Genomic DNA, 20,588 nt, shown 5'->3' on the forward strand with positions numbered 1-20,588 from the left:
GGGTTCCTCCTTCGGAAGGCATGGCTCGCCGGGGCCGGAGCCGGATGTCCGGGTCCGGCCCGTCGGCCGAGTGGGGTGGTTCCAGGTGGTCCTAGTGCGAGCTGACGGGGCTCGACTCGGTGGTGTCCTCTTCCTCTTCCGGCTGCTCCAGCCGGCGCATCCGGCGCACGGGGGAGAACAGCACGATCAGCGAGGGCACGAAGAGGCCGATCGCCGAGAGCACGACCGTCTCGCGCAGGCCCAGCCTGGTGGCGAGGGCGCCGCCCATCAGGGAGCCGAGGGCGAGGGTGCCCCAGGAGAGCGAGCGCACGGTCGCGTTCACCCGGCCCTGGAGGTGCTCGGGGGTGATCGCCTGCCGGAAGCTGATGACCGTCACGTCCCACACGGGGATGCCGAAGAAGCCGATGAAGGTCGCGACGCCGGCGAGGGCGGCGGCGCCGAGGGAGTCCCCGTCCACGGTGGACAGGAGGAGGAAGCCGAGGCCGGGCAGGGCCACGGCGGCGATCAGCGTCGGGCCGACCCCCAGCCGGGCGGTCAGCCGCTCGGACAGCAGGGCGCCGACGAGTCCACCGACGCTGCCGAGGGCGACGATCAGGCCGACCGCGCTGGAGCTGAGTCCCGCCTCACGGATCAGGAAGAGGAAGTAGACGGCCATCACCGAGCTGAAGAACAGGCTCAGGAAGAAGACCGCGATCGTGCACCAGCGCAGCAGTGGGTTGCGTCCGACGAGGGAGAAGCCCTCGCGCAGCGAGGCCCAGACCGACTGCTTGTCCGCCCCGTCCGCGTCGGTCCGGGGCGCGGCGTCCGCCGGCATCCGCAGGAGGACGAGCGCGGAGAACAGATAGCTGACGGCGTCGACGGCGATCACGGCGGGAGCGCTGAGCACCGCGGTGAGCCCGCCCGCGATGCCGGGCCCCGCGACCTCGGCGGTCGAGGCGGACGCCTGCAGCCTGCCGTTGGCCTCCATCAGCCGGCTTCGTCCGACGAGCCCGGGAAGGTAGGACATGTAGGCGATCTCGAAGAAGACGGTCATGACGCCCACGACGAACGTGACCACGAGCAGCTGCGGCATCGTCAGGACGTCCAGGAAGTACGCCACCGGGATGCAGGCCAGCGCGGCGAACCGGATCAGGTTCGCGCCGATCAGGATGGGCCGTCGGGCCCGCCGGTCCACCAGTACGCCGACGAACAGACCGAACAGCAGGAACGGCAGCGACTCGAGCGCGCCCAGCAGGCCTGCCTCCATCGGCGTCGCGTGCAGGACGACGACCGCGGTGAGGGGCAGTGCCACGTAGGTGATCTGGGTCCCCAGGAAGGAGACGGACTGGCTCGCCCAGAAGAGCGCGAACGCCCTGTTCTTGAAGAGGGATCCGGGCGGACGGGTTGCCTCCACGGGCAGACCTCCGGTTTCGAGGAGAGGAAGTGACGCAGCCGGTCGGCGGTCCGACGGCCGGGCATGGACGAGCACGCCCCGAGGCGCGTGCGGAACGCCGATCAGTCCAGGAGGGCGACCAGGCTCAGGGGCCTCATGTCCGTCCAGTGCGCGTCGACGTAGGCGGCGCACGACGAACGGTCGGCCGGGCCGTGGACGATGTCCCAGCCGGCGGGCGGCGGGGCGAATTCCGGCCACATTGCGTGCTGGCCCTCCCCGTTCACCACCACGACACAATGGTCCTGGGAACCCGCGGACGGGTCTGTCATCAGGTTCTCTCCTCAGGCGAACTGGAATTGACGGGGCCCGGAATGACGGCGTCCGGCCCGTAAAGAAAGACGAAGGACGTCACGCGATCGAAAGAGGGATCGTTTGTCGGTCCCCGAAAAGGAAATCCGCTCTCCCGATGGAACGGGAGCCGCCCGGTGTGCGGCCGTCGGGGCGGGTGAGGATCACGGCCCCCACGTGATGTCGTCCTGCGACATCAGCGTCTCGGTCCCCGACCGGGTCAGGTGGTCGGCGGCCTCGACGTGCGAGTGCGTCGTCGCCGCGGCGACGACCGGCGCGGCCGCCCCGAGCGTGGCGGCACTCGCCAGGACGGCGGTGCCGACGAACATCGCGATGCGCGGTCCAAGCATGGTTCTCTCCCCCAGAGTCAACCGGGAGGTGTGCCGGCGAGGACCCCTTGACCTCGCCTCTCCCGTTCGATGTCCCTGAGTCTGTCCGGAACTCAGAAGCCGAGGAAGGGGTTCCCGCTGTCATGATCCGGCCTTGGCATAACCCGTCCAGGAGGGCCGAGACCGGCCAGCCGGTCGTAGTACTCGGCGACCAGCCGTGCCTCGCAGGCGAGCAGCTGAAAGCCACTCAGCTCCGCCCGGCCCCTCAGCGCCCTCTCGCACACGGTCGCCCCGATCACCTCGGCCTCCTCCACGGAACCGGCGAGCAGGAACAGGCCGATGACCGGACCCGTCGGAGTGGTCGGATGCACGACCACGTACTCGATGGATTCATCGGTCTTCGCGTGTGCCCTAATGGTTTCCGATGTGTCGCCGGGCAGCGGCATGTCCGTCCGTGCCGTCAGTTGCGCGTGAACCAGATACATGGGTCCAAATTTCCATCCGGGAAAGCTTTCCGGAACCGGCAGGGTTGGACGCTTTATGTCATTGCCTGAACCTGCACCCTCGGTGATACTTGCGTTCGACTCGGCGGGAGCGGTAGCGGGAAGCGCAAGGGGGAATGGTGCTCGAGCCAATGGGCCTGGACGCCACGGCGGAACAGCTCTACAAGTCCATGCTGGCCTATCCACAGGAAGACCTGGCCGCTTTGGCCTCCCGTCTGGAGGTGGACGAGCAGGATGTCCACCAGAGCCTCCACGTGCTCAGCACGCTCGCGCTGGTCCGGCCGTCGCTCCAGGAGGGAGGCGGCTACCGCGCGGTCAGCCCGGAGATCGCCATGGAGATGATCCTCTCCCGGCAGCAGGCCGATCTCGCCGCCCAGCAGCTCCGGATCGAGACCTCACGCGCCGCCGCGGCCCAGCTCATCGCCGAATGCTCGGCCCTGACGGTCGCCTCGGCCGCCGCCGGTGACGACGCGGAGCGGCTCATCGGCGTGGACACCATCCGGGAACGGCTGGCCCAGCTGGCCTTGCAGGCCGAGCGGGAGATCACCACCTTCGCGCCCGGCGGCGCCCACCCCGCGGCCGATCTGGAGGCCAGTCGCCGGCCGAACGCCGCCCTGCTCGACCGGGGCATCCGCATGCGGACGATCTACCTCGACAGCGTCCGCAACCACGCCCCGACGCTGGAGCACGTGAACTGGCTGAGTTCGCGCGGCGGGCAGGTGCGCACGGCGGCCACCCTGCCGGTTCGGATGGTCATCATCGACCGCCGCCAGGTGGTCCTGCCCCTGGACACCTCCGACGCGCGTACCGGAGCGGTACTGCTCAAGGGCGACGGCATCGTGGCCGCCCTCCACGCGCTTTTCGAGAGCACCTGGGCCGCCGCGACGCCCCTGGGCAACGCTCCCGTCGTCAACCAGCACGACCTGAGCAACCAGGAGGCCGAGATACTCCGCCTCCTCGACACCGGCCTGACGGACGAGGTGATCGCGAAGCGCCTGGGCGTCTCCCCGCGCACCGCCCGCCGCCTCACCGCGCTGCTCATGGAGCGCCTGGAAGCCCGCAGCCGCTTCGAGGCCGGCGCCAACGCCGTCCGGCTTGGCTGGCTCTCCCCCACCCGCTGAGACCTATTGGTAGAACCGCTCCTCGACCACGGCCCGCGCCCGCCGTGTCGTGCGGCGGTAGTCGTCCAGCATGTCGCCGACGTGACCGGGGTCGTACCCCAAGTACCGTCCCACGGCGCCGAGTTCACGTCCGTCGGAGGGGAACGTGTCACCGGCCCGCCCCCGCACCAGCATCACCGCGTTGCGCACCCGGGTCGCGAGGACCCAGGCCTCGTCGAGGATGGCGGCGTCCTCGGCGGGGATCAGCTCGGCGGCGCAGGCCGCGGCCAGGGCCTCCCGGGTGCGGGTCGTGCGCAGGCCGGGTTCGACCCAGCCGTGCTGGAGCTGGAGGAGCTGCACCGTCCACTCCACGTCGGACAGACCGCCGCGGCCCAGCTTCGTGTGGAGCGTCGGGTCGGCGCCGCGCGGCAGGCGTTCGGACTCCATCCGGGCCTTGAGGCGGCGGATCTCGCGCACGGCGTCGTCGCCCAGCCCCTCGGCCGGGTAGCGCAGCGGGTCGATCAGCTCGATGAAGGAGCGGCCCAGCTCCTCGTCACCGGCGACGTGCTGGGCGCGCAGCAGCGCCTGCGACTCCCAGACCAGGGACCACCGGCGGTAGTACGCCTCGTAGGACTTGAGGGTGCGCACGAGCGGGCCCGACTTGCCCTCGGGGCGCAGGTCGGCGTCGATGAGCAGCGGCGGGTCCGCGCTCGGCAGGGCGAGCAGGCGGCGCATCTCGGAGACGACCTTGTTCGCGGCCTGGGCCGCCTCCTGGTCGGGGACGCCCTCGCGCGGCTCGTGCACGAACAGGACGTCGGCGTCGGAGCCGTAGCCCAGTTCGTGGCCGCCGAAGCGGCCCATGGCGATGACGGCGAACCGGGTCGGCAGCGTGTCGCCCCAGCCGTCGCGGACGACCGCGCGGAGCGTGCCGGCGAGGGTGGCCGCCGTGAGGTCGGAGACGGCGCCGCCCACCTGGTCCACCAGGGCGCCCTGGTCGGCGACGGCCGGGGTGTCCTCGGTGCCGTACGAGGCGATGATGTCGGCGGCGCAGGTGCGGAACAGCTCGCGGCGGCGCACCCCGCGGGCCGCGACGACGGCCTGCTCGCCGCCGTCCGCGCGGTTCACCGCGGCGAGCACCTCCTGCTCCAACGGGGCGTGCGGGCGCGGCTGGAGACCCTGCGCGTCGCCGAGCAGCGCGACGGCCTCGGGGGCGCGCATCAGCAGGTCGGGGGCGAGCCGGCCGGCCGACAGCACGCGGGCCAGGTTCTCCGCGGCGGCACCCTCGTCGCGCAGCAGCCGCAGGTACCAGGGGGTCTTGCCCAGCGCGTCCGAGACCTTGCGGAAGTTGAGCAGTCCGGCGTCCGGGTCCGCCGAGTCCGCGAACCAGCCGAGCAGCACCGGCAGCAGGGTGCGCTGGATGGCCGCCTTGCGGGAGACGCCCGAGGAGAGGGCCTCCAGGTGGCGCAGGGCCGAGCCGGGGTCCGCGTAGCCGAGGGCGACGAGCCGTTCACGGGCCGCCTCCGTGCTCAACCGGATCTCGCCGGGGGCGAGTTGGGCGACCGCGTCGAGCAGCGGGCGGTAGAACAGCTTCTCGTGGAGCCGCCGGACCACCGAGGTGTGGCGTTTCCAGGCGCGGTTGAGGTCGGTGATGGGTTCGGTGCGCATGCCCATCGAGCGGCCGATGCGGCGCAGGTCGCCCTCGTCCTCGGGCAGCAGGTGGGTGCGGCGCAACTTGTAGAGCTGGATGCGGTGTTCGAGCGTGCGCAGGAAACGGTAGGCGTCGTCGAGCTGGACGGCGTCGACCCGGCCCACGTAGCCGCCGTCGGCGAGCGCGGCCAGCGCGTCGAGCGTCGTACCGCTGCGCAGCGAGGCGTCGGATCTGCCGTGCACCAACTGCAGGAGCTGGACGGCGAATTCGACGTCGCGCAGCCCGCCGGGTCCCAGCTTCAGCTCGCGCTCGACCTCGCCCACCGGGATGTTGGCGACGACGCGCTTGCGCATCTTCTGCGCGTCGGACACGAAGTTCTCGCGCTCGGCGACCTCCCACACCATCGGGGAGACCGCGTCGACGTACGCCTGCCCCAGTTCGGGGTCGCCGGCGACCGGGCGGGCCTTGAGCAGCGCCTGGAACTCCCAGGTCTTGGCCCAGCGCTGGTAGTAGGCGAGGTGGGAGGAGAGGGTGCGCACCAGCGGGCCGTTGCGGCCCTCGGGGCGCAGGTTCGCGTCGACCGGCCAGATCGTGCCCTCGATGTTCGTGTCCGAGCAGATCCGCATCATGTGGGAGGCGAGCCGGGTGGCGGCCTGGACCGCCTTGCCCTCGTCGGCCCCCGCAGCGCCTTCTACGGCTTCGCCCACGAAGATGACGTCGACATCGGACACGTAGTTCAACTCGTGGCCGCCGCACTTGCCCATCGCGATCACGGCGAGCCGGCACAGCGCGGCGTCGGCGGGCGCGGCGGCCCGTGCCATGGCGAGCGCCGCCCGCAGCGTCGCCGTCGCCAGGTCGGCGAGTTCGGCGGCGGTCTCGACGATGTCGGTGGTGCCGCACACGTCACGGGCGGCCAGCGACAGCAGGCACCGCCGGTAGGAGACGCGCAGCGACTCCGGGTCGGTGGCGTCGGCGAGGCCGCGCTCGAACTCCTCGACCCCCGGGTGCAGGTCGCTCGGCTCGTAGGTGACCAGGGCCCGCCAGTCGCCGCTGTGCCGGGCGAGGTGGTCGGCCAGCGCCTCGGAGGCGCCGAGCACCCCGAGCAGCCGGTCGCGCAGCGGCTTCGCGGTGATCAGCGTGTCGAGGAGTTCCCGGCGCGCCGTCGCGTCGGGCTGCGCCTCGACGAGCCGGACCAGGCCGAGCAGGGCGAGATCGGGGTCGGCGGTGGCGCCGAGCGCGTCCAGGAGCAGCGGGTCGGAGCGCACCGCGGACAGTGCCTCGGCGTCCAGCAGTCGCTCGGCGCCGGACGGATCGGTGAATCCGTGCCGCAGCAGCCGCGTGAACGTGCTGCTCCTTCTCCCCTGCGGCACCGACATCGCCCGGCCTCCTGTTCGATCACCAAGTGATGCTGAGCCTACTGCTCAACGTGCTGGTCCGATGAGTCGTGAGCGGCCGCGCGGTCCCCCCTTCCGAGGGACGATCCCTCGTAGGCCCGTGCGTGTCTCAGGAAGGACAGGCCATGGAATGGACCCTGGAAGTCGTCGTGCTCCCCGTGTCGGACGTGGACCGCGCCAAGGACTTCTACGCCGACAAGGTCGGCTTCAAGGTGGACCTCGACCGTGAGGTGGCTCCCGGCATCCGCGTCGTACAGCTGACCCCGCCCGGCTCGCGCTGCTCCGTCTCGCTGACGCAGGGGCTGCCCGGCGCCCCCGGACAGCGGGGCATGGAGCCCGGCTCGCTCAGCGGGCTCCAGCTGTGCGTCACCGACATCGCGGCCGCGCACGCCGAACTCGTGGCGCGCGGCGTGGACGTGTCGCCGGTGCGGCACGCGGGGCCGGGCGGCTGGGAGGACGGGCCCGGCGAGGAGTGGAACTCCTTCCTGTTCTTCAGCGACCCGGACGGGAACGGGTGGACGGTGCAGGAGGCGCCGGCGCCGCTCGCGGAGCGCTGAGAGCAGGCCGAGAGCGGGTCCGGGGGCGCCGAGGATTCACCGACGCTTCACCCGGCCGCACCGGAACACGTGACACCGCGGCGACTTGGCGTGTGCATGCTCTGCTCGCACCGCCAGGTCCCCCCGTCCCCCTCCCCCACATCGGAGGTCCCACGTGCCCGGCAGTACCAGCACTGTTCCCGTCCGCATCCGCGGCAAGGCGTTCCTGTCGGCCCTCGCGCTGACGGCCGCCGCCGCGGGCAGCTGGCTCGCGCTCGGCGGCGGCTCGTCCGCCCACGCCGCGGCGACCGTGCCCACCCCCGACCACACGATCGTCGTGGTCTTCGAGAACCACGCGTACAGCCAGGTCATCGGCTCCTCCAGCGCGCCGTACATCAACAGCCTGAAGTCCGGCGGCGCCAACCTGACGGCCTCGTACGCCGAGACGCACCCCAGCCAGCCCAACTACTTCGCGATGTTCTCCGGCTCCACCCAGGGCATCACGGACGACAGCTGCTACACGCCCGGCTTCTCCTCCGCCCCGAACCTCGCCTCGGAGCTGATCGCCGCGGGCAAGACGTGGGGCAGCTACAACGAGACGCTGCCGAGCCAGGGTTCGACCACCTGCTCCTCCGGCGACTACGCCCGCAAGCACAACCCCTGGTTCGGGTTCAGCAACGTCCCGACCTCGTCGGCGAAGACCTTCGCCCAGTTCCCGACCGACTACTCGACGCTGCCCCAGGTCTCGTACGTCGTCCCGAACCTGTGCAGCGACATGCACGACTGCTCGGTGTCCACCGGTGACACCTGGCTGAAGAACAAGCTCGGCGCGTACGCGACCTGGGCCAAGACCCACAACAGCCTCCTCGTCGTCACCTTCGACGAGGACAACCGCCTCAGCGGCAACAAGATCCCCACCGTTCTCTACGGGCAGCAGGTCACCCCGGGTGCCACGTCCTCGACGACGTACAACCACTACGACCTGCTGCGCACCCTGGAGGACATGCACGGCCTGACCTCGCACGCGGGCAACGCGGCGTCGGCCAAGGACATCACCGGCATCTGGACGTCCTGACATGTACGTAGCGGACTCGCGCGCGAGCGGTACGGCGCCGGTGTCCGCGGAGCCCGCCGTCCGGCCCCCGGCCGGGCGGCGGCGCGCCGTGGGCTCCACCGTGTTCGCGCTCGGCACGGTCAGTCTCATCACGGACGTGTCGTCGGAGATGGTCACGGCGGTGCTGCCGCTGTACCTCGTCGCCGGGCTCGGCCTGAGCCCGCTCGGCTTCGGCCTCCTCGACGGCGTCTACAACGGGTTCTCGGCGCTGGTCCGGCTGGTCGGCGGCCGGTTCGCGGACAGCGGCGGCGGCCGGCACAAGACGGTGGCGGTCATCGGCTACGGGCTCTCCGCCCTCTGCAAGCCACTGCTGCTGCTCGCCGGGACGCTGCCCCTGATCGGCGCGGTGCTCGCCGCCGACCGCATCGGCAAGGGCCTGCGCACCGCGCCCCGCGACGCGCTGATCTCCCTGTCGAGCACGCCGGAGACTCGGGGGCGCGCCTTCGGTGTGCACCGGGCGATGGACACCGCGGGCGCGCTGCTCGGTCCGCTGGTGGCCTTTCTGATCCTGCGGCGGACGGTCGACGGGTACGACGCCGTGTTCACGGTGAGCTTCTGCGTGGCGGTGCTCGGAGTCGTGGTGCTGCTCCTCTTCGTGCCCAGGACACGGGGCTCCGCCCCGGACCCCGCTCCTCAATCGCCAAAGAGGCTCCACTGGAAGCTGCTGCTCCGGCCCACCGCCTGCGCGACCCTCCTCGGCCTGGCCACGGTCAGCGACGCCTTCGTCTACCTCGTCCTCCAGCGCCAACTGGGCGTGCCGGAACGCTGGTTCGCCCTGCTCCCGCTGGGCACCGCCGCCGCGTTCCTCCTGCTGGCCGCCCCGCTGGGCCGCCTCTCGGACCGGGTCGGCGCCTGGCCGGTGTTCGTCGGCGGACACCTCGCCCTGCTCGCGGTGTACGCGCTGCTGCTCACGCACGCGCACAGCCCCGCTTTGCCCTGCGCGATCCTGCTGCTGCACGGCACGTTCTACGCGGCGACGGACGGCGTCCTGATGGCCGCGGCCTCGGCCGGCATCCCGGAGGAGCACCGCGGTTCCGGCCTCGCGGTCGTCCAGACCGGGCAGGCAGCGGCCCGTTTCGGCTGCTCCCTCGGGTTCGGCGCGGCCTGGACGGCGTGGGGCGACCGGACGGCGCTGTCCTGCGCGGCGGTCCTGCTGATCGGCGGCGTGACCGCCGTCTGCCTCCTGCGCCCGGCCCCGACGAAAGCGACCGCATGACGACCGACGGCACGACGCCCGACCGCTCGACCGCTGAACGCCCGACGACCGACCGCACGACGACCCGCACCAAGCTCACCGTCCTGATCGCGGCGGTCCTCGCCCTCGCGGCGGTCGCCACCGCCGCCGTGCTGCACGCCTCGGCCCGCGCCGACCGTCGCGACCAGGCCCGCCCCGGCGGCCCCGCCGTCACCTCGGGACAGGTACAACTGCGTTCGGGTGAGCATCGGTTGGTGTTCCGGAACATGGCCTGGGGCCCGCACCGCGACGAGCTGGCGACCACGCCGGCGAACGCGCCCTCGGGCCCGCGCCGGGCGACCGCCACCGGGCTCAAGTGCCTGCGCTTCTACGCCGCTTCGGGCACCGGCATCTGCCTCCAGGCCGTCCACGGCGCCCTCGCGGACACCTACCGCGCCACGCTGCTGGACTCAGCCCTCCACGAGAAGGCCCACTACGCCGTCCCCGGCATCCCCTCCCGCGCCCGGGTCTCGCCGAGCGGACGGTACGCGGCCTGGACGGCGTTCGTCGGCGGCGACAGCTACGCGGGCACGAACTTCTCCACGCGTGCCGCGATCCTCGACACGTCGACCGGCAAGCTGACACCGACACTTGAGACGTACCGCATCGTCAAGGACGGGCACCCCTACCGGGCCGCCGACGTGAACTTCTGGGGCGTCACCTTCGCCGCCGACGACCGCCACTTCTACGCGACGCTCGCCACGCACGGCAGGACGTACCTGGTCCGCGGCGACCTGCGCACCCGGACGGTCACCACCCTGCACGGCAACGTCGAGTGCCCGTCGCTCTCCCCCGACGGCACCCGGATCGCGTACAAGAAGCGCGTCGACGGACTGCCCGCCGACGCGCCCTGGCACCTGTACGTCCTCGACCTGGCCACGATGCGCGAGACCGCGGTGGCCGAGTCCCGCAGCGTCGACGACCAGGCGGTGTGGAGCGACGACCGGCACCTGACCTACGCGCTGCCCGGCGACTACGGCGCCGACCTCTACACCGTCCCGGCGGACGGTTCGGGCGCGCCGCGCAGACTCCTGACGGCAGGCGTCTCCCCCGCATACCTTTGACCGATGGAGATGACCCTCGAAGTGATCCCGCTGCCCGTCTCGGACATCGACCGGGCGAAGTCCTTCTACGTCGACAAGGTCGGCTTCCACTGCGACGTGGACCGGGAGCTGACGCCGGGCTCCCGGATCGTGCAGCTCACCCCGCCCGGCTCGGGGTGCTCGATCGTGCTGGCGGCGGGGGTGCCGATCCCGACCGGCACCCCCGTACCCGGCACCTACCACGGCCTGCAACTGGTCGTGAGCGACATCAAGGCGGCGCGGGACGAGCTGACCGGCCGGGGCGTGGAGGTGTCGGAGCCGGTGTCCTTCGGGGCGGACGACGGCGGTACGTTCATGCACTTCACCGACCCCGACGGCAACGGCTGGTCGGTGCAGGAGTACCGCCGACGGGCCGAGGTGCCGCTGCGGGACGCCATCACGCCCGCGTCCTGACGGTCAGCCGGCCGCCTGCTTGATGAGCGCGGCGATCCGGGTCTCGGCGTCGGGGGTCAGTTCCGTGAGCGCGAACGCGGTCGGCCACATCGTCCCGTCGTCGAGGGCCGCGGCGCCGTCGAAGCCGAGGGTGGCGTAGCGCGCCTTGAACTTCGCGGCGGGCTGGAAGAAGCAGATCAGCTTGCCGCCCTTGCCCGGCTGGGCGTAGGCGGGCATGCCGTACCAGGTCTTGGCGATCAGCTCCGGCGCGTTCGCCTTGACCAGGGCATGGATGCCCTCGGCGAGGACGCGGTCGGTGCCCTCCATCTCGGCGATCTTCGCGAGACAGTCGGCCTCGGTGTCGGCCTTGGCGCCACGCGGGCGGGCGGCCTTGGCCTCCTTGGCGCGCTCCTTCATCGCGGCCCGCTCCTCCGCCGAGAAGGCCCCTTGTTGTCCGGTGCTCGTGTTCGCGCTCATGTTCTCTGCCCCTCCAGGGTCGTGTGGTGTCTCAGAACCGCGGCGCGCTGGGCGCGGCGCGCGGTGACGTACGCGTACGGGGACCTGCCGTAGGCCGCGGTGAACTCGCGGCTGAGCTGCCGTCCGGGCAGACCGGCCGCGCGGGCCAGCGCCTCGACGTCCAGGGGCCGGGCGCACTCCCGGTCGATGCGGTCGCGGACCCGGCGCAGCCGGGCCAGGTCCCGCAGGTGCTGCGCGGCGATCAGGGCCTGCCGCCAGGCGGGTGGGCACACGGCGGCCTCAGCCCTTGCCGGCGGAGCCGTCGATCTCCTGGATCCGGACCATGTTCCCGGCGGGGTCGCGGAAGGCGCAGTCCCGGACGCCGTAGGGCTGCCGGGTCGGCTCCTGCACCACCTCGGCGTCGGCGGCCTGCACCTTGTCGAAGACACCGTCGAGGTCGCGGGTGGCCAGCATGATCCACCCGTACGTCCCCTTGGCCATCATCTCGGTGATGGTGCGCCGCTCCTCGTCGGTGACCCCGGGGTCGGCGGCGGGCGGCGCCAGCAAAATACAGGTCTCCGGCTGATTCGGCGGCCCGACGGTGATCCACCGCATCGCCCCCTGCCCGACATCACTGCGCACCTCGAACCCGAGCACGTCCCGGTAGAAGACGAGGGAGGCGTCGGGGTCGTCGTGCGGGAGGGCGGTCGTATGAATGGTGAGGTCCATGAATCTCAAGTTAGCCCCGGCGATGGCCTGTCGCTTCTCGAATCCTGACCGGATCCGAGCCCCCTCGAACGGAGGCCGACGGTCCATATGCCGGTCGGCCCGCAGTCGGGGTCGAGCCGGTGACTCGTGGGCTCCTCGATGGACACCTGGGTCACAGGGGCTTCCCCAAACCGTGTTCGGTGGCGACGCGTTCGATGTCGGCCGGTGTCCCGGCCATGATGGTGCGGGTGTGCTCGGTGACCAGACCGACGGGCCAGTCCCACCACGCCGCGCGCAGAAGCCGTTCGATGTCGGCGTCGTCGAAGCGCTGCCGGATCGGCCTGGCCGGGCTGCCGCCGACGATCGTGTAGGGCGGAACGTCGGCGGTGACCAGCGCACCGGCGGCGATGATGGCGCCGTCGCCGATCCGCACGCCGGGCATGACGGTCGCCCGGTGGCCGAACCAGACGTCGTTGCCGACGGTCGTGTCGCCGCGGCTGGGCATCGCGGTGACGATGTCCAGGGTCTGTTCTGCCCACCGGCCGCCGAACATGGTGAACGGGTACGTCGACACCCCCATCGCCGGATGCTCCGCCCCGGCCATCAAGAAGGTGGTGCCCGCGGCGATCGCGCAGTATCTGCCGATGGACAGGCGTTCAGGCCCGTAGGCGTAGAGGACGTTGCGGTGCTCGAAGTCCGTGGCACCGTCCGGATCGTCGTAGTACGTGTACTCGCCCACGTCGATGTTCGGCGAGGTGACCAGTGGCTTCAGGAACACCACGCGGTCGTGTGCGGGCAGCGGGTGAACGGTGGTCGGGTCAGGTGACAAGGCCGAAGTCCTTTGCGGGAATCGGGCCGGACGCGTGTTGGTCGCGCTGGTCGGCGGGCAGCACCTCGTTGCCGCGTGCGAGCAGGACGAGGTCCACTGCCGCGTCGTCGACGGTGAGCGGGACGGTGGACGCGGTGATCTGCAAGATGGTTTCCCCTCATGGCGTTGCGGGGCCTGTCGCCGCTGGTAAGCAAGGCGGTCGGGCGTGATCGTCGGTGAGCGGCAGGTGCAGTGGTTCTCCCACCACGAACCCGTAACGGCACCCTGTGTTCCGTTACGGCCGAGAGAATGCCATCGCGCACGGCGGCTGTCAACGGCACTTCGGGTGCCGATAGGATGGTGCGCATGACTGAGCCCGCCGCCGCACCACGACGCAGAGGAGCCGTCAGGACCGAGGAAATCCTGCAGGTCACCCTCGATCTGGCGGCCGAGGTCGGCTACGCGGGGCTGAACGTCAAGGCCATCGCCCAGCGGGCCGGCGTCGGCAAGCACACGATCTACCGTCGCTGGACGTCCCTGCCCGCACTCCTGCTCGATGCGCTCAGCCACGTCTGGGTCAGCGACCTGGACTACCGAAGTACCGGGGACGTCCGCTCCGACCTGCGCGAACAGTTCATCCGCTCGTCCGGCGTGCTGAGCACCCCGCCCATCGGTCCCGTCTACCGAGCCCTGATCGCCGAAGCGCAGGCCGACCCCGCGCTACGGGCGACCATCCACGAACGGTTCCTCGCCTCCGTCGAGGACAGCACCCTGCGCCGCATCACCCTCGCGCAGCACGCCGGTGAACTGACCGCCGGCGTAGACCTCACCTTCGCCGCCGAAGTGCTGTGCGGCGCCCTCTACTACCGAGCGTTGGTGTCGGACCGCCCCATCGACGAAGCCGCCGTCGACGGACTCCTGGACATGTTCATCGCGGCTTACATCTCTCGCGACTGATCATGGCCTTGCGGACGTTGCGGAGCTGGAGGAACCACCGCCGGCCACGGTCGGACAGCCGAGAGGGCCCACGGTCGGCGACCGTGGGCCCTCTCGGGAAGTGCGCGAGAAGTGCTCTGACCTGCGCCTACAGCACCGGCAGATTCTTCCGCAGCTCGAACGCCGTGACCTCCGAGCGGTACTCCTCCCACTCCTGCTTCTTGTTGCGCAGGAAGAAGTCGTACACGTGCTCGCCCAGCGTCTCCGCGACCAGTTCCGAGCGTTCCATCAGGGCGATGGCCTCGCCGAGGTTCTGCGGGAGGGGTTCGATGCCCATCGCGCGGCGTTCGGCGTCGGAGAGGGCCCAGACGTCGTCGTCGGCGCCCGGCGGGAGTTCGTAGCCCTCCTCGATGCCCTTGAGGCCGGCGGCCAGGAGGACGGCGTAGGTGAGGTACGGGTTGGCGCCGGAGTCGATCGAGCGGACCTCGACGCGGGCCGAGCCGGTCTTGCCGGGCTTGTACATCGGGACCCGGATGAGGGCCGAGCGGTTGTTGTGGCCCCAGCAGATGTACGAGGGGGCCTCGCCGCCGGCGCCCGCGGTGCGCTCGGAGCCGCCCCAGATGCGCTTGTAGGAGTTGACCCACTGGTTCGTGACGGCCGAGATCTCCGCCGCGTGCTTCAGCAGGCCCGCGATGAAGGAGCGGCCGACCTTGGAGAGCTGGTACTCGGCGCCGGACTCGTAGAACGCGTTGCGGTCGCCCTCGAAGAGGGAGAGGTGGGTGTGCATGCCCGAGCCCGGGTACTCCGAGAAGGGCTTCGGCATGAACGTCGCATTGACCCCCTGCTCCAGCGCGACCTGCTTCATGACCAGGCGGAACGTCATGATGTTGTCCGCCGTGGAGAGCGCGTCGGCGTACCGGAGGTCGATCTCCTGCTGGCCCGGGGCGCCCTCGTGGTGGCTGAACTCGACCGAGATGCCCATGGATTCGAGCATGGTGATCGCCTGGCGGCGGAAGTCCATGCCGACGTTCTGCGGGGTGTGGTCGAAGTAGCCGGAGTTGTCGGCCGGCACCGGACGGCTGCCGTCGAGGGGCTTGTCCTTCAGCAGGAAGAACTCGATCTCGGGGTGGGTGTAGAAGGTGAAGCCGAGGTCGGAGGTCTTGGCGAGGGCGCGCTTCAGGACGTAGCGCGGGTCCGCGAAGGACGGCGAGCCGTCGGGCATCAGGATGTCGCAGAACATGCGGGCGGTGCCGGGGGCCTCGGCGCGCCACGGCAGGACCTGGAAGGTGCCCGGATCCGGCTTGGCGATCATGTCGGACTCGTAGACACGCGCGAAGCCCTCGATGGCCGAGCCGTCGAAGCCGATGCCCTCGTCGAAGGCCTGCTCCAGCTCGGCCGGGGCCACGGCCACCGATTTGAGGAAGCCGAGAACGTCCGTGAACCACAGGCGTACGAACCGGATGTCGCGCTCCTCCAAGGTACGGAGCACGAATTCCTGCTGCTTGTCCATCTTCCGCTTCCACCCATCCTTGCTGGTCAGGCCGCCTGCTCCCACGCCCGCGGGCGCCATCGGGGGGACCTCGAAAAGAAACCGTAAAAGGGCCTGGTCACATCCCACCACACGCCCGTTTCGAGCGCGTTGCCGACCATGATCGTCATTGACCGGCCGGTGTCGCACTCATAGTGCCTGCTGGACCCCCTTCGGCCATAGTGCCTGCCGTTCGCCCTCGGCTCGACAGCGGGCCCGTACCGCGTGCTCCCAAGGCACCTCGTTCCCCACTACGATCAGCGGGCCAGCCCCGTCTCATCCTTTTCTCATAAGGACTTGCCATGGGATCCGCCAAGAACACCTCCGCTCCCTCCGCCACGGACCGCAGGGAACGCATAGAGGAGATGCGCCGTGCCGAGCGCGCCCGCGCCCGGCGCGGCCGGATCGCCGTCATCTCGGTGAGCACGGTCGTCGTGGCCGCCCTGATAGGAGTAGGCGCGTGGGCGGTGACCAGGGGCGGGGACTCCGACAAGGGGTCCGACGACGCCAAGCCGCCCGCGAAGTCCGCGGGGCACTTCACCTACGCCAAGGACGGCGTGGGCACCTGGAGCGGCAAGCTCGGCCGTAATCACGTCGGGGGCAAGCCCACCTACCCGATGAACCCGCCGGTCGGCGGGGACCACAACCAGGTGTGGATGAACTGCAACGGCGACGTATACGAAAAGCCCCTCGCGAACGAGCACGCGGTGCACTCCCTGGAGCACGGCGCCGTCTGGGTGACGTACAACGACAAGGCGCCGGAGGCGGACGTCAAGGCGCTGGCCGCGAAGGTCAAGCAGACGCCGTACATGCTGATGAGCCCGATCGCCGACCAGAAGGACCCGATCATGCTGAGCGCCTGGGGTCACCAGCGCACGGTGAAGTCGGCGAGCGACCCGGCGGCCGCGAAGTTCTTCGCGACGTTCGTGCAGGGCGAGCAGACGCCCGAGATGGGCGCGCCCTGCACCGGCGGTCTCGGACAGTGAGGCGCCGTACGGGATGGGTGAGCCGGTGAGGCGCCGTACCGGATGGCTGGTGTCGGCCGTGGCGGCGCTGGCCGTCACGGCGGGCGCCGTCAGCTTCGCGGTGGCCGACGGCGACGGCGGGCCGAAGGACCTCAAGGTGCCCGCGGCGGAGTCGGCGGACGCCGGGTTCGCCCGTGACATGTCCGTGCACCACCAGCAGGCGGTCGAGATGGCGTACATCGTGCGCGACGCGACCGACGACGTGGAGGTGCGCCGGCTCGCCTACGACATCGCGCAGACGCAGGCCAACCAGCGGGGCATGATGCTCGGCTGGCTCGACCTGTGGGAGCTGCCGAAGGTGTCGGAGAAGGGGCCGATGGCCTGGATGGGCATGGGCGACATGCCGGCCGGTGAGGACGGCGCGCTGATGCCGGGCATGGCGACCGACACCCAGCTCGCCCAACTGCGCAAGGCGCACGGGAGATCCGCCGAGGTGATGTTCCTGCGGCTGATGATCGCCCACCACAAGGGCGGTGTGCACATGGCCCAGGGCTGCGTCGAGCGGTGCGAGGTGGGGGCCGAACGGCGCCTGGCGCGCGGGATGGTGGCCGCGCAGCGGTCCGAGATCGATCTGATGACGGGGATGCTGAAGGAGCGGGGCGCCGAGCCCCCGGCACCCTGAGTCCCAAATCGGTTCATCTCGGCCCGAGTTGATCCGACTTGACGGCTTCTTGATCTATCCATTCCCCCCGCGTGAACGGTTCGTGACGAGAGTGGGACCCCTCTGCGTGTGCATTACACGTGCACCTCACCCAGGGGGTTTCCACTATGAGATCCAACAGCGGCATACGCCGCCACCGCGCCGGTGTCGCCATCGCAGCGACACTGCCGCTGGTCGCCGGTGCTCTCGCGATCGCCACCCCGGCCGACGCCGCGACCGCCCGCGACCACCTCACCGGCACCAAGCCGGCGTGGGCCACGAACTCCGCGGACCAGGGCGCCACCGCGAACGGCAACAAGGTCACCGCCCGCGTGTACCTGGCCGGCCGGGACGCCAAGGGGCTGGCCGCGTACGCACGGGCCGTGTCCGACCCGTCGTCGGCCTCGTACGGCAAATATCTGACCGCCGCCCAGGCACAGGCCCGCTTCGGCGCGACCAAGGCGCAGGTCGCCGAGGTCACGCAGTGGCTGAAGGACTCCGGTCTGACGGTCACCGGCACCACGGCGCACTACGTCTCCGTCTCGGGTGACGTGGCCGCCACCGAGCGCGCCTTCGGCACCCAGCTGCACAACTACGCCAAGGGCAAGCACACCTACCGCGCCCCCTCCGGCACCGCCTCCGTGCCGGCCTCGCTGGACGGCGCCGTGCTCACCGTGACGGGTCTGGACAGCGCCCCGCACAAGGCGACCAAGAAGGACGAACTGCCGCCGCCGGACGCGGTGTTCCGCAACGCGGGACCGTTCTCCTCGTACTACGGCTCCAAGACCGGCTCGACGCTGCCCTCGGCCTACGGCCAGAAGATCCCGTACGCCGTCAAGGGCTACACGGGCAAGCAGCTGCGGGCGGCCTACGGCGCGGGCAAGGCCACCGGCAAGGGGGTCCGGGTCGCCATCACGGACGCCTACGCCTCGCCGTACATCGAGAAGGACGCCAAGCAGTACGCGGCCAAGAACGGTGACGCGCCGTACGGCAAGGGCCAGTTGAAGCAGGTCCTGCCGAAGAACTACACGAAGACCGAGGAGTGCGGCGCCTCCGGCTGGTACGGCGAGGAGACCCTCGACGTCGAGGCCGTGCACGCCGTCGCCCCGCAGGCCGACATCACGTACGTGGGTGCCGCGTCCTGCTACGACGACGACCTGCTGGACTCGCTCCACAAGATCGTCGACAAGCACCTGGCCGACATCGTCTCCAACTCGTGGGGCGACATCGAGGCCAACCAGACGCCCGAACTGGCCACCGCCTACGACCAGGTGTTCCAGCTCGGCGCGATCCAGGGCATCGGCTTCTACTTCTCCTCCGGCGACAACGGCGACGAGGTCGCCAACACCGGTACGAAGCAGGTCGACACCCCGGCCAACTCGGCGTGGGTGACCGCGGTCGGCGGTACCTCGCTGGCCGTCGGCAAGCACGACAAGTACCAGTTCGAGACCGGCTGGGGCACGCTCAAGGCGAACCTGTCGGACGACGGCAAGAGCTGGACCGGCTTCCCCGGCGCCTACACCTCCGGCGCGGGCGGCGGCACCAGCAAGACCGTCGCGCAGCCCTTCTACCAGAAGGGCGTCGTGCCGAAGTCGCTGTCGTCGGCCAACGGCGGCAGCAACCGTGTCGTGCCCGACATCTCGGCCGTCGCGGACCCCAACACCGGTTTCCTGGTGGGCCAGACGCAGACCCTGCCCGACGGCTCGCTCGGCTACGACGAGTACCGCATCGGCGGTACGTCGCTGGCGGCTCCGGTGATCGCGGGCGTTCAGGCGCTGGCGCAGCAGACGCGGGGCGGGCGGGCCATCGGCTTCGCCAACCCGGCGATCTACGACCGTTACGGGTCCTCGATCTACCACGACGTGACGGACAAGCCGACCGGCAAGAACCTCGCCGTGGCCCGCGTGGACTTCGCCAACGGGTACGACGCCGCCGACGGGCTGCTCACGTCTGTGCGCAGCCTGGGCAAGGACGCCTCGCTGAAGGCCGTTCGCGGCTACGACGACGTCACCGGGGTCGGGTCGCCGGCGCCGGGGTACGTGTCGTCCTTCCGCCGGCACTGATGGTTCGGTAGCTGGTGGACTGCGGGCCGGTGGTGGCTGGCCGCGCAGTTCCCCGCGCCCCTGGAGATGCGCACCGCGTGCGCGATCTCCAGGGGCGCGCCCCGTAGGGGCGCGGGGAACTGCGCGAGAAGCCCCACCGGCCCGCACCCGACCGACAACCCAGGGGCGCGGGGAACCGCGCGACGGGCCCGCACCAATCCACCCGCGATCAAGCAACCCGCGCCAGATCCCCCCGCGACATCAGCCCGGCCAGCTCCCGCCCGGCGACGAAGCGTTCCACCTCCTCCACGGCGAACCGCCCGAGTCGCTCCACCTCGGTGCCCTGCGCCCCGGCGATGTGCGGAGTGACCAGCACGTTCGGCAGCGTGAGCAGCGGATGCCCGGCGGGCAGCGGCTCCGGCTCGGTGACGTCGAGGAAGGCCGAGAGACGGCCCCCCGCGCACTCGGCGGCCAGCGCCTCGGTGTCGACCAGTGAGCCGCGCGCGGTGTTGACCAGCGTGCCGCCGTCGGGGATCAGGCGGAGCATCCCGGCGCTCATCAGCCCGCGCGTCTCCGGGAGTTCGGGCGCGTGCACGCTGACGACGGCGCTGCGCCGGCACAGCCCGGCGAGATCCGTCAGCTCCGCGCCGAGCCGGGCGGCCTCCGCCTCGTCGACGTACGGGTCGCACAGCAGGATCCGGTAGCCCGCCGCGTCCGCGCGCAGCGCCTCGATCACCCGGCGGCCGATCCGGGACGCCCCGATGACGCCCACCGTGCAGCCGTCCGACCCGCTGCGCTCGTCGAAGCGCGGCCAGGCACCGGCATAGCGGGCCGCAGTGGCCAGTGCGTTCTTCGCCGCGAAGGTGACCGCGGCGACGGTGAAGGCGACGACCGGCCCGGCGTTGGCGTCGGCCGCCGACGACACCAGCAGGCCGCGCTCCCACACCGCGTCCGTGACCAGCGGCCGCACCGAGCCCGCCGCGTGCACGACGGCCTTCAACCGCGGTGCGCGGGACAGCACTTGGGTCGTGAGCGGCGGGCAGGACCAGCCGGTGACCAGGACCTCCGTGGTGGCGAGCACCTCGGCCGCGCCGGGGCCGTCGAGCGGTCCGGTCAGCAGGCGCGGGGCGAGCCGCACGCTCCGGCCGAGCCGCGCGCGCAGCCCCGGCGGGAAGACCCGCTCCACCACCTCGGCACCCATGGCCAGCGCCGCGGTCGGTCGGTATGCCGTCGTCACTCGGTCCCACCTCTTGTCCTCGACTGTCTATGTAACCGGTTACTAAAGCGTGTCAGCGAGCTGAGCGCCAGTCCTGCACGGGACCAATAGTTCATGGGGCCAAGGGGGTTGACCGGCTTCTGTAACCGTTTTAGATTCCCGCTCACCTTGTTCCA

22 protein-coding genes are annotated in these 20,588 nt (G+C 71.0%); 10 read left to right on the top strand and 12 right to left on the bottom strand.

All coding sequences use genetic code 11. The features are described 5' to 3' along the window. Positions 1-91: 91 nt before the first annotated feature. The 4 genes from ABZ930_RS12980 to ABZ930_RS12995 all read right to left on the bottom strand — a co-directional run bounded on the left by ABZ930_RS12980 (position 92) and on the right by ABZ930_RS12995 (position 2,534). Positions 92-1,393 carry an MFS transporter gene (locus tag ABZ930_RS12980; RefSeq protein WP_361545983.1) on the bottom strand — a complete coding sequence of 434 codons (1,302 nt, stop codon included), beginning with the start codon at positions 1,391-1,393 and terminating at the stop codon, positions 92-94. Positions 1,394-1,494: 101 nt separating this feature from the next. After that, entirely contained in the window at positions 1,495-1,701 is a 207-nt protein-coding gene (locus tag ABZ930_RS12985; RefSeq protein ID WP_361545986.1) for an MbtH family NRPS accessory protein, read from the bottom strand. 183 nt (positions 1,702-1,884) lie between these two features. Beyond that, positions 1,885-2,070: a hypothetical protein gene (locus ABZ930_RS12990; RefSeq protein WP_361545989.1), complete on the bottom strand. Its 186-nt coding sequence runs from the start codon at positions 2,068-2,070 to the stop codon at positions 1,885-1,887. A gap of 92 nt (positions 2,071-2,162) precedes the next feature. Next, positions 2,163-2,534 carry a hypothetical protein gene (locus tag ABZ930_RS12995; RefSeq protein WP_361545992.1) on the bottom strand — a complete coding sequence of 124 codons (372 nt, stop codon included), beginning with the start codon at positions 2,532-2,534 and terminating at the stop codon, positions 2,163-2,165. Between the two features lie 134 nt (positions 2,535-2,668). Between ABZ930_RS12995 and ABZ930_RS13000 the strand changes: the two genes are divergently transcribed. Beyond that, a complete protein-coding gene (locus ABZ930_RS13000; protein WP_361545995.1) occupies positions 2,669-3,673 on the top strand; it encodes a helix-turn-helix transcriptional regulator in 1,005 nt (334 codons plus the stop codon). A gap of 3 nt (positions 3,674-3,676) precedes the next feature. Here ABZ930_RS13000 and ABZ930_RS13005 read toward each other — a convergent pair whose 3' ends face one another. After that, positions 3,677-6,676, bottom strand: coding sequence for a bifunctional [glutamine synthetase] adenylyltransferase/[glutamine synthetase]-adenylyl-L-tyrosine phosphorylase (locus ABZ930_RS13005; protein ID WP_361545998.1), 3,000 nt, complete (start codon positions 6,674-6,676; stop codon positions 3,677-3,679). Positions 6,677-6,819: 143 nt separating this feature from the next. Between ABZ930_RS13005 and ABZ930_RS13010 the strand changes: the two genes are divergently transcribed. The 5 genes from ABZ930_RS13010 to ABZ930_RS13030 all read left to right on the top strand — a co-directional run bounded on the left by ABZ930_RS13010 (position 6,820) and on the right by ABZ930_RS13030 (position 11,074). Further along, positions 6,820-7,251, top strand: a complete 432-nt coding sequence (locus tag ABZ930_RS13010; RefSeq protein ID WP_361545999.1) for a VOC family protein — start codon at positions 6,820-6,822, stop codon at positions 7,249-7,251. A 154-nt stretch (positions 7,252-7,405) separates the two neighbouring features. Further along, positions 7,406-8,305: an alkaline phosphatase family protein gene (locus ABZ930_RS13015; protein WP_361546001.1), complete on the top strand. Its 900-nt coding sequence runs from the start codon at positions 7,406-7,408 to the stop codon at positions 8,303-8,305. Position 8,306: 1 nt separating this feature from the next. After that, positions 8,307-9,560: an MFS transporter gene (locus tag ABZ930_RS13020; protein WP_361546004.1), complete on the top strand. Its 1,254-nt coding sequence runs from the start codon at positions 8,307-8,309 to the stop codon at positions 9,558-9,560. After that, entirely contained in the window at positions 9,557-10,642 is a 1,086-nt protein-coding gene (locus ABZ930_RS13025; protein WP_361546007.1) for a TolB-like translocation protein, read from the top strand. The genes ABZ930_RS13020 and ABZ930_RS13025 overlap by 4 nt, the downstream gene beginning before the upstream one ends. 3 nt (positions 10,643-10,645) lie before the next feature. Then, positions 10,646-11,074, top strand: coding sequence for a VOC family protein (locus tag ABZ930_RS13030; protein ID WP_361546010.1), 429 nt, complete (start codon positions 10,646-10,648; stop codon positions 11,072-11,074). Between the two features lie 3 nt (positions 11,075-11,077). Here ABZ930_RS13030 and ABZ930_RS13035 read toward each other — a convergent pair whose 3' ends face one another. From ABZ930_RS13035 to ABZ930_RS13055, 5 genes are all read right to left on the bottom strand, one after another. Then, positions 11,078-11,530, bottom strand: a complete 453-nt coding sequence (locus ABZ930_RS13035) for a hypothetical protein (protein WP_361546013.1) — start codon at positions 11,528-11,530, stop codon at positions 11,078-11,080. Then, positions 11,527-11,802: an AraC family transcriptional regulator gene (locus ABZ930_RS13040; protein ID WP_361546015.1), complete on the bottom strand. Its 276-nt coding sequence runs from the start codon at positions 11,800-11,802 to the stop codon at positions 11,527-11,529. Before ABZ930_RS13040 ends, ABZ930_RS13035 begins: the two co-directional genes overlap by 4 nt. A gap of 7 nt (positions 11,803-11,809) precedes the next feature. Further along, positions 11,810-12,238: a VOC family protein gene (locus tag ABZ930_RS13045; protein ID WP_361546018.1), complete on the bottom strand. Its 429-nt coding sequence runs from the start codon at positions 12,236-12,238 to the stop codon at positions 11,810-11,812. Positions 12,239-12,389: 151 nt separating this feature from the next. After that, positions 12,390-13,046, bottom strand: a complete 657-nt coding sequence (locus ABZ930_RS13050; protein ID WP_361546021.1) for a CatB-related O-acetyltransferase — start codon at positions 13,044-13,046, stop codon at positions 12,390-12,392. Beyond that, entirely contained in the window at positions 13,036-13,191 is a 156-nt protein-coding gene (locus tag ABZ930_RS13055) for a hypothetical protein (RefSeq protein ID WP_361546024.1), read from the bottom strand. The genes ABZ930_RS13050 and ABZ930_RS13055 overlap by 11 nt, the downstream gene beginning before the upstream one ends. Positions 13,192-13,391: 200 nt before the next feature. Here ABZ930_RS13055 and ABZ930_RS13060 point away from each other — a divergent pair, with 200 nt between their 5' ends. Then, on the top strand, positions 13,392-13,982 hold the full coding sequence (locus ABZ930_RS13060) for a TetR/AcrR family transcriptional regulator (protein ID WP_361546027.1): 591 nt from the start codon (positions 13,392-13,394) through the stop codon (positions 13,980-13,982). Positions 13,983-14,109: 127 nt separating this feature from the next. Here ABZ930_RS13060 and ABZ930_RS13065 read toward each other — a convergent pair whose 3' ends face one another. Beyond that, a complete protein-coding gene (locus ABZ930_RS13065; RefSeq protein WP_361546030.1) occupies positions 14,110-15,471 on the bottom strand; it encodes a glutamine synthetase family protein in 1,362 nt (453 codons plus the stop codon). Between the two features lie 320 nt (positions 15,472-15,791). Here ABZ930_RS13065 and ABZ930_RS13070 point away from each other — a divergent pair, with 320 nt between their 5' ends. The 3 genes from ABZ930_RS13070 (at position 15,792) to ABZ930_RS13080 (ending at position 19,217) form a co-directional block, all read left to right on the top strand. Further along, the gene (locus ABZ930_RS13070; protein WP_361546032.1) at positions 15,792-16,475 is read left to right on the top strand and encodes a DUF3105 domain-containing protein; all 684 of its coding nucleotides are present in this window, start codon (positions 15,792-15,794) and stop codon (positions 16,473-16,475) included. A gap of 13 nt (positions 16,476-16,488) precedes the next feature. Beyond that, positions 16,489-17,136 carry a DUF305 domain-containing protein gene (locus tag ABZ930_RS13075; RefSeq protein ID WP_361546034.1) on the top strand — a complete coding sequence of 216 codons (648 nt, stop codon included), beginning with the start codon at positions 16,489-16,491 and terminating at the stop codon, positions 17,134-17,136. 146 nt (positions 17,137-17,282) lie between these two features. After that, complete coding sequence (locus ABZ930_RS13080) at positions 17,283-19,217, top strand: S53 family peptidase (protein ID WP_361546037.1); 1,935 nt, start codon at positions 17,283-17,285, stop codon at positions 19,215-19,217. 208 nt (positions 19,218-19,425) lie between these two features. On the opposite strand, the gene ABZ930_RS13085 is transcribed toward ABZ930_RS13080, so the two are convergent. Continuing rightward, entirely contained in the window at positions 19,426-20,397 is a 972-nt protein-coding gene (locus ABZ930_RS13085; protein ID WP_361546076.1) for a hydroxyacid dehydrogenase, read from the bottom strand. Between the last annotated feature and the right edge of the window lie 191 nt (positions 20,398-20,588).

This window comes from Streptomyces sp. NPDC046716 (genome assembly GCF_040645755.1).
GTDB lineage: Bacteria > Actinomycetota > Actinomycetes > Streptomycetales > Streptomycetaceae > Streptomyces.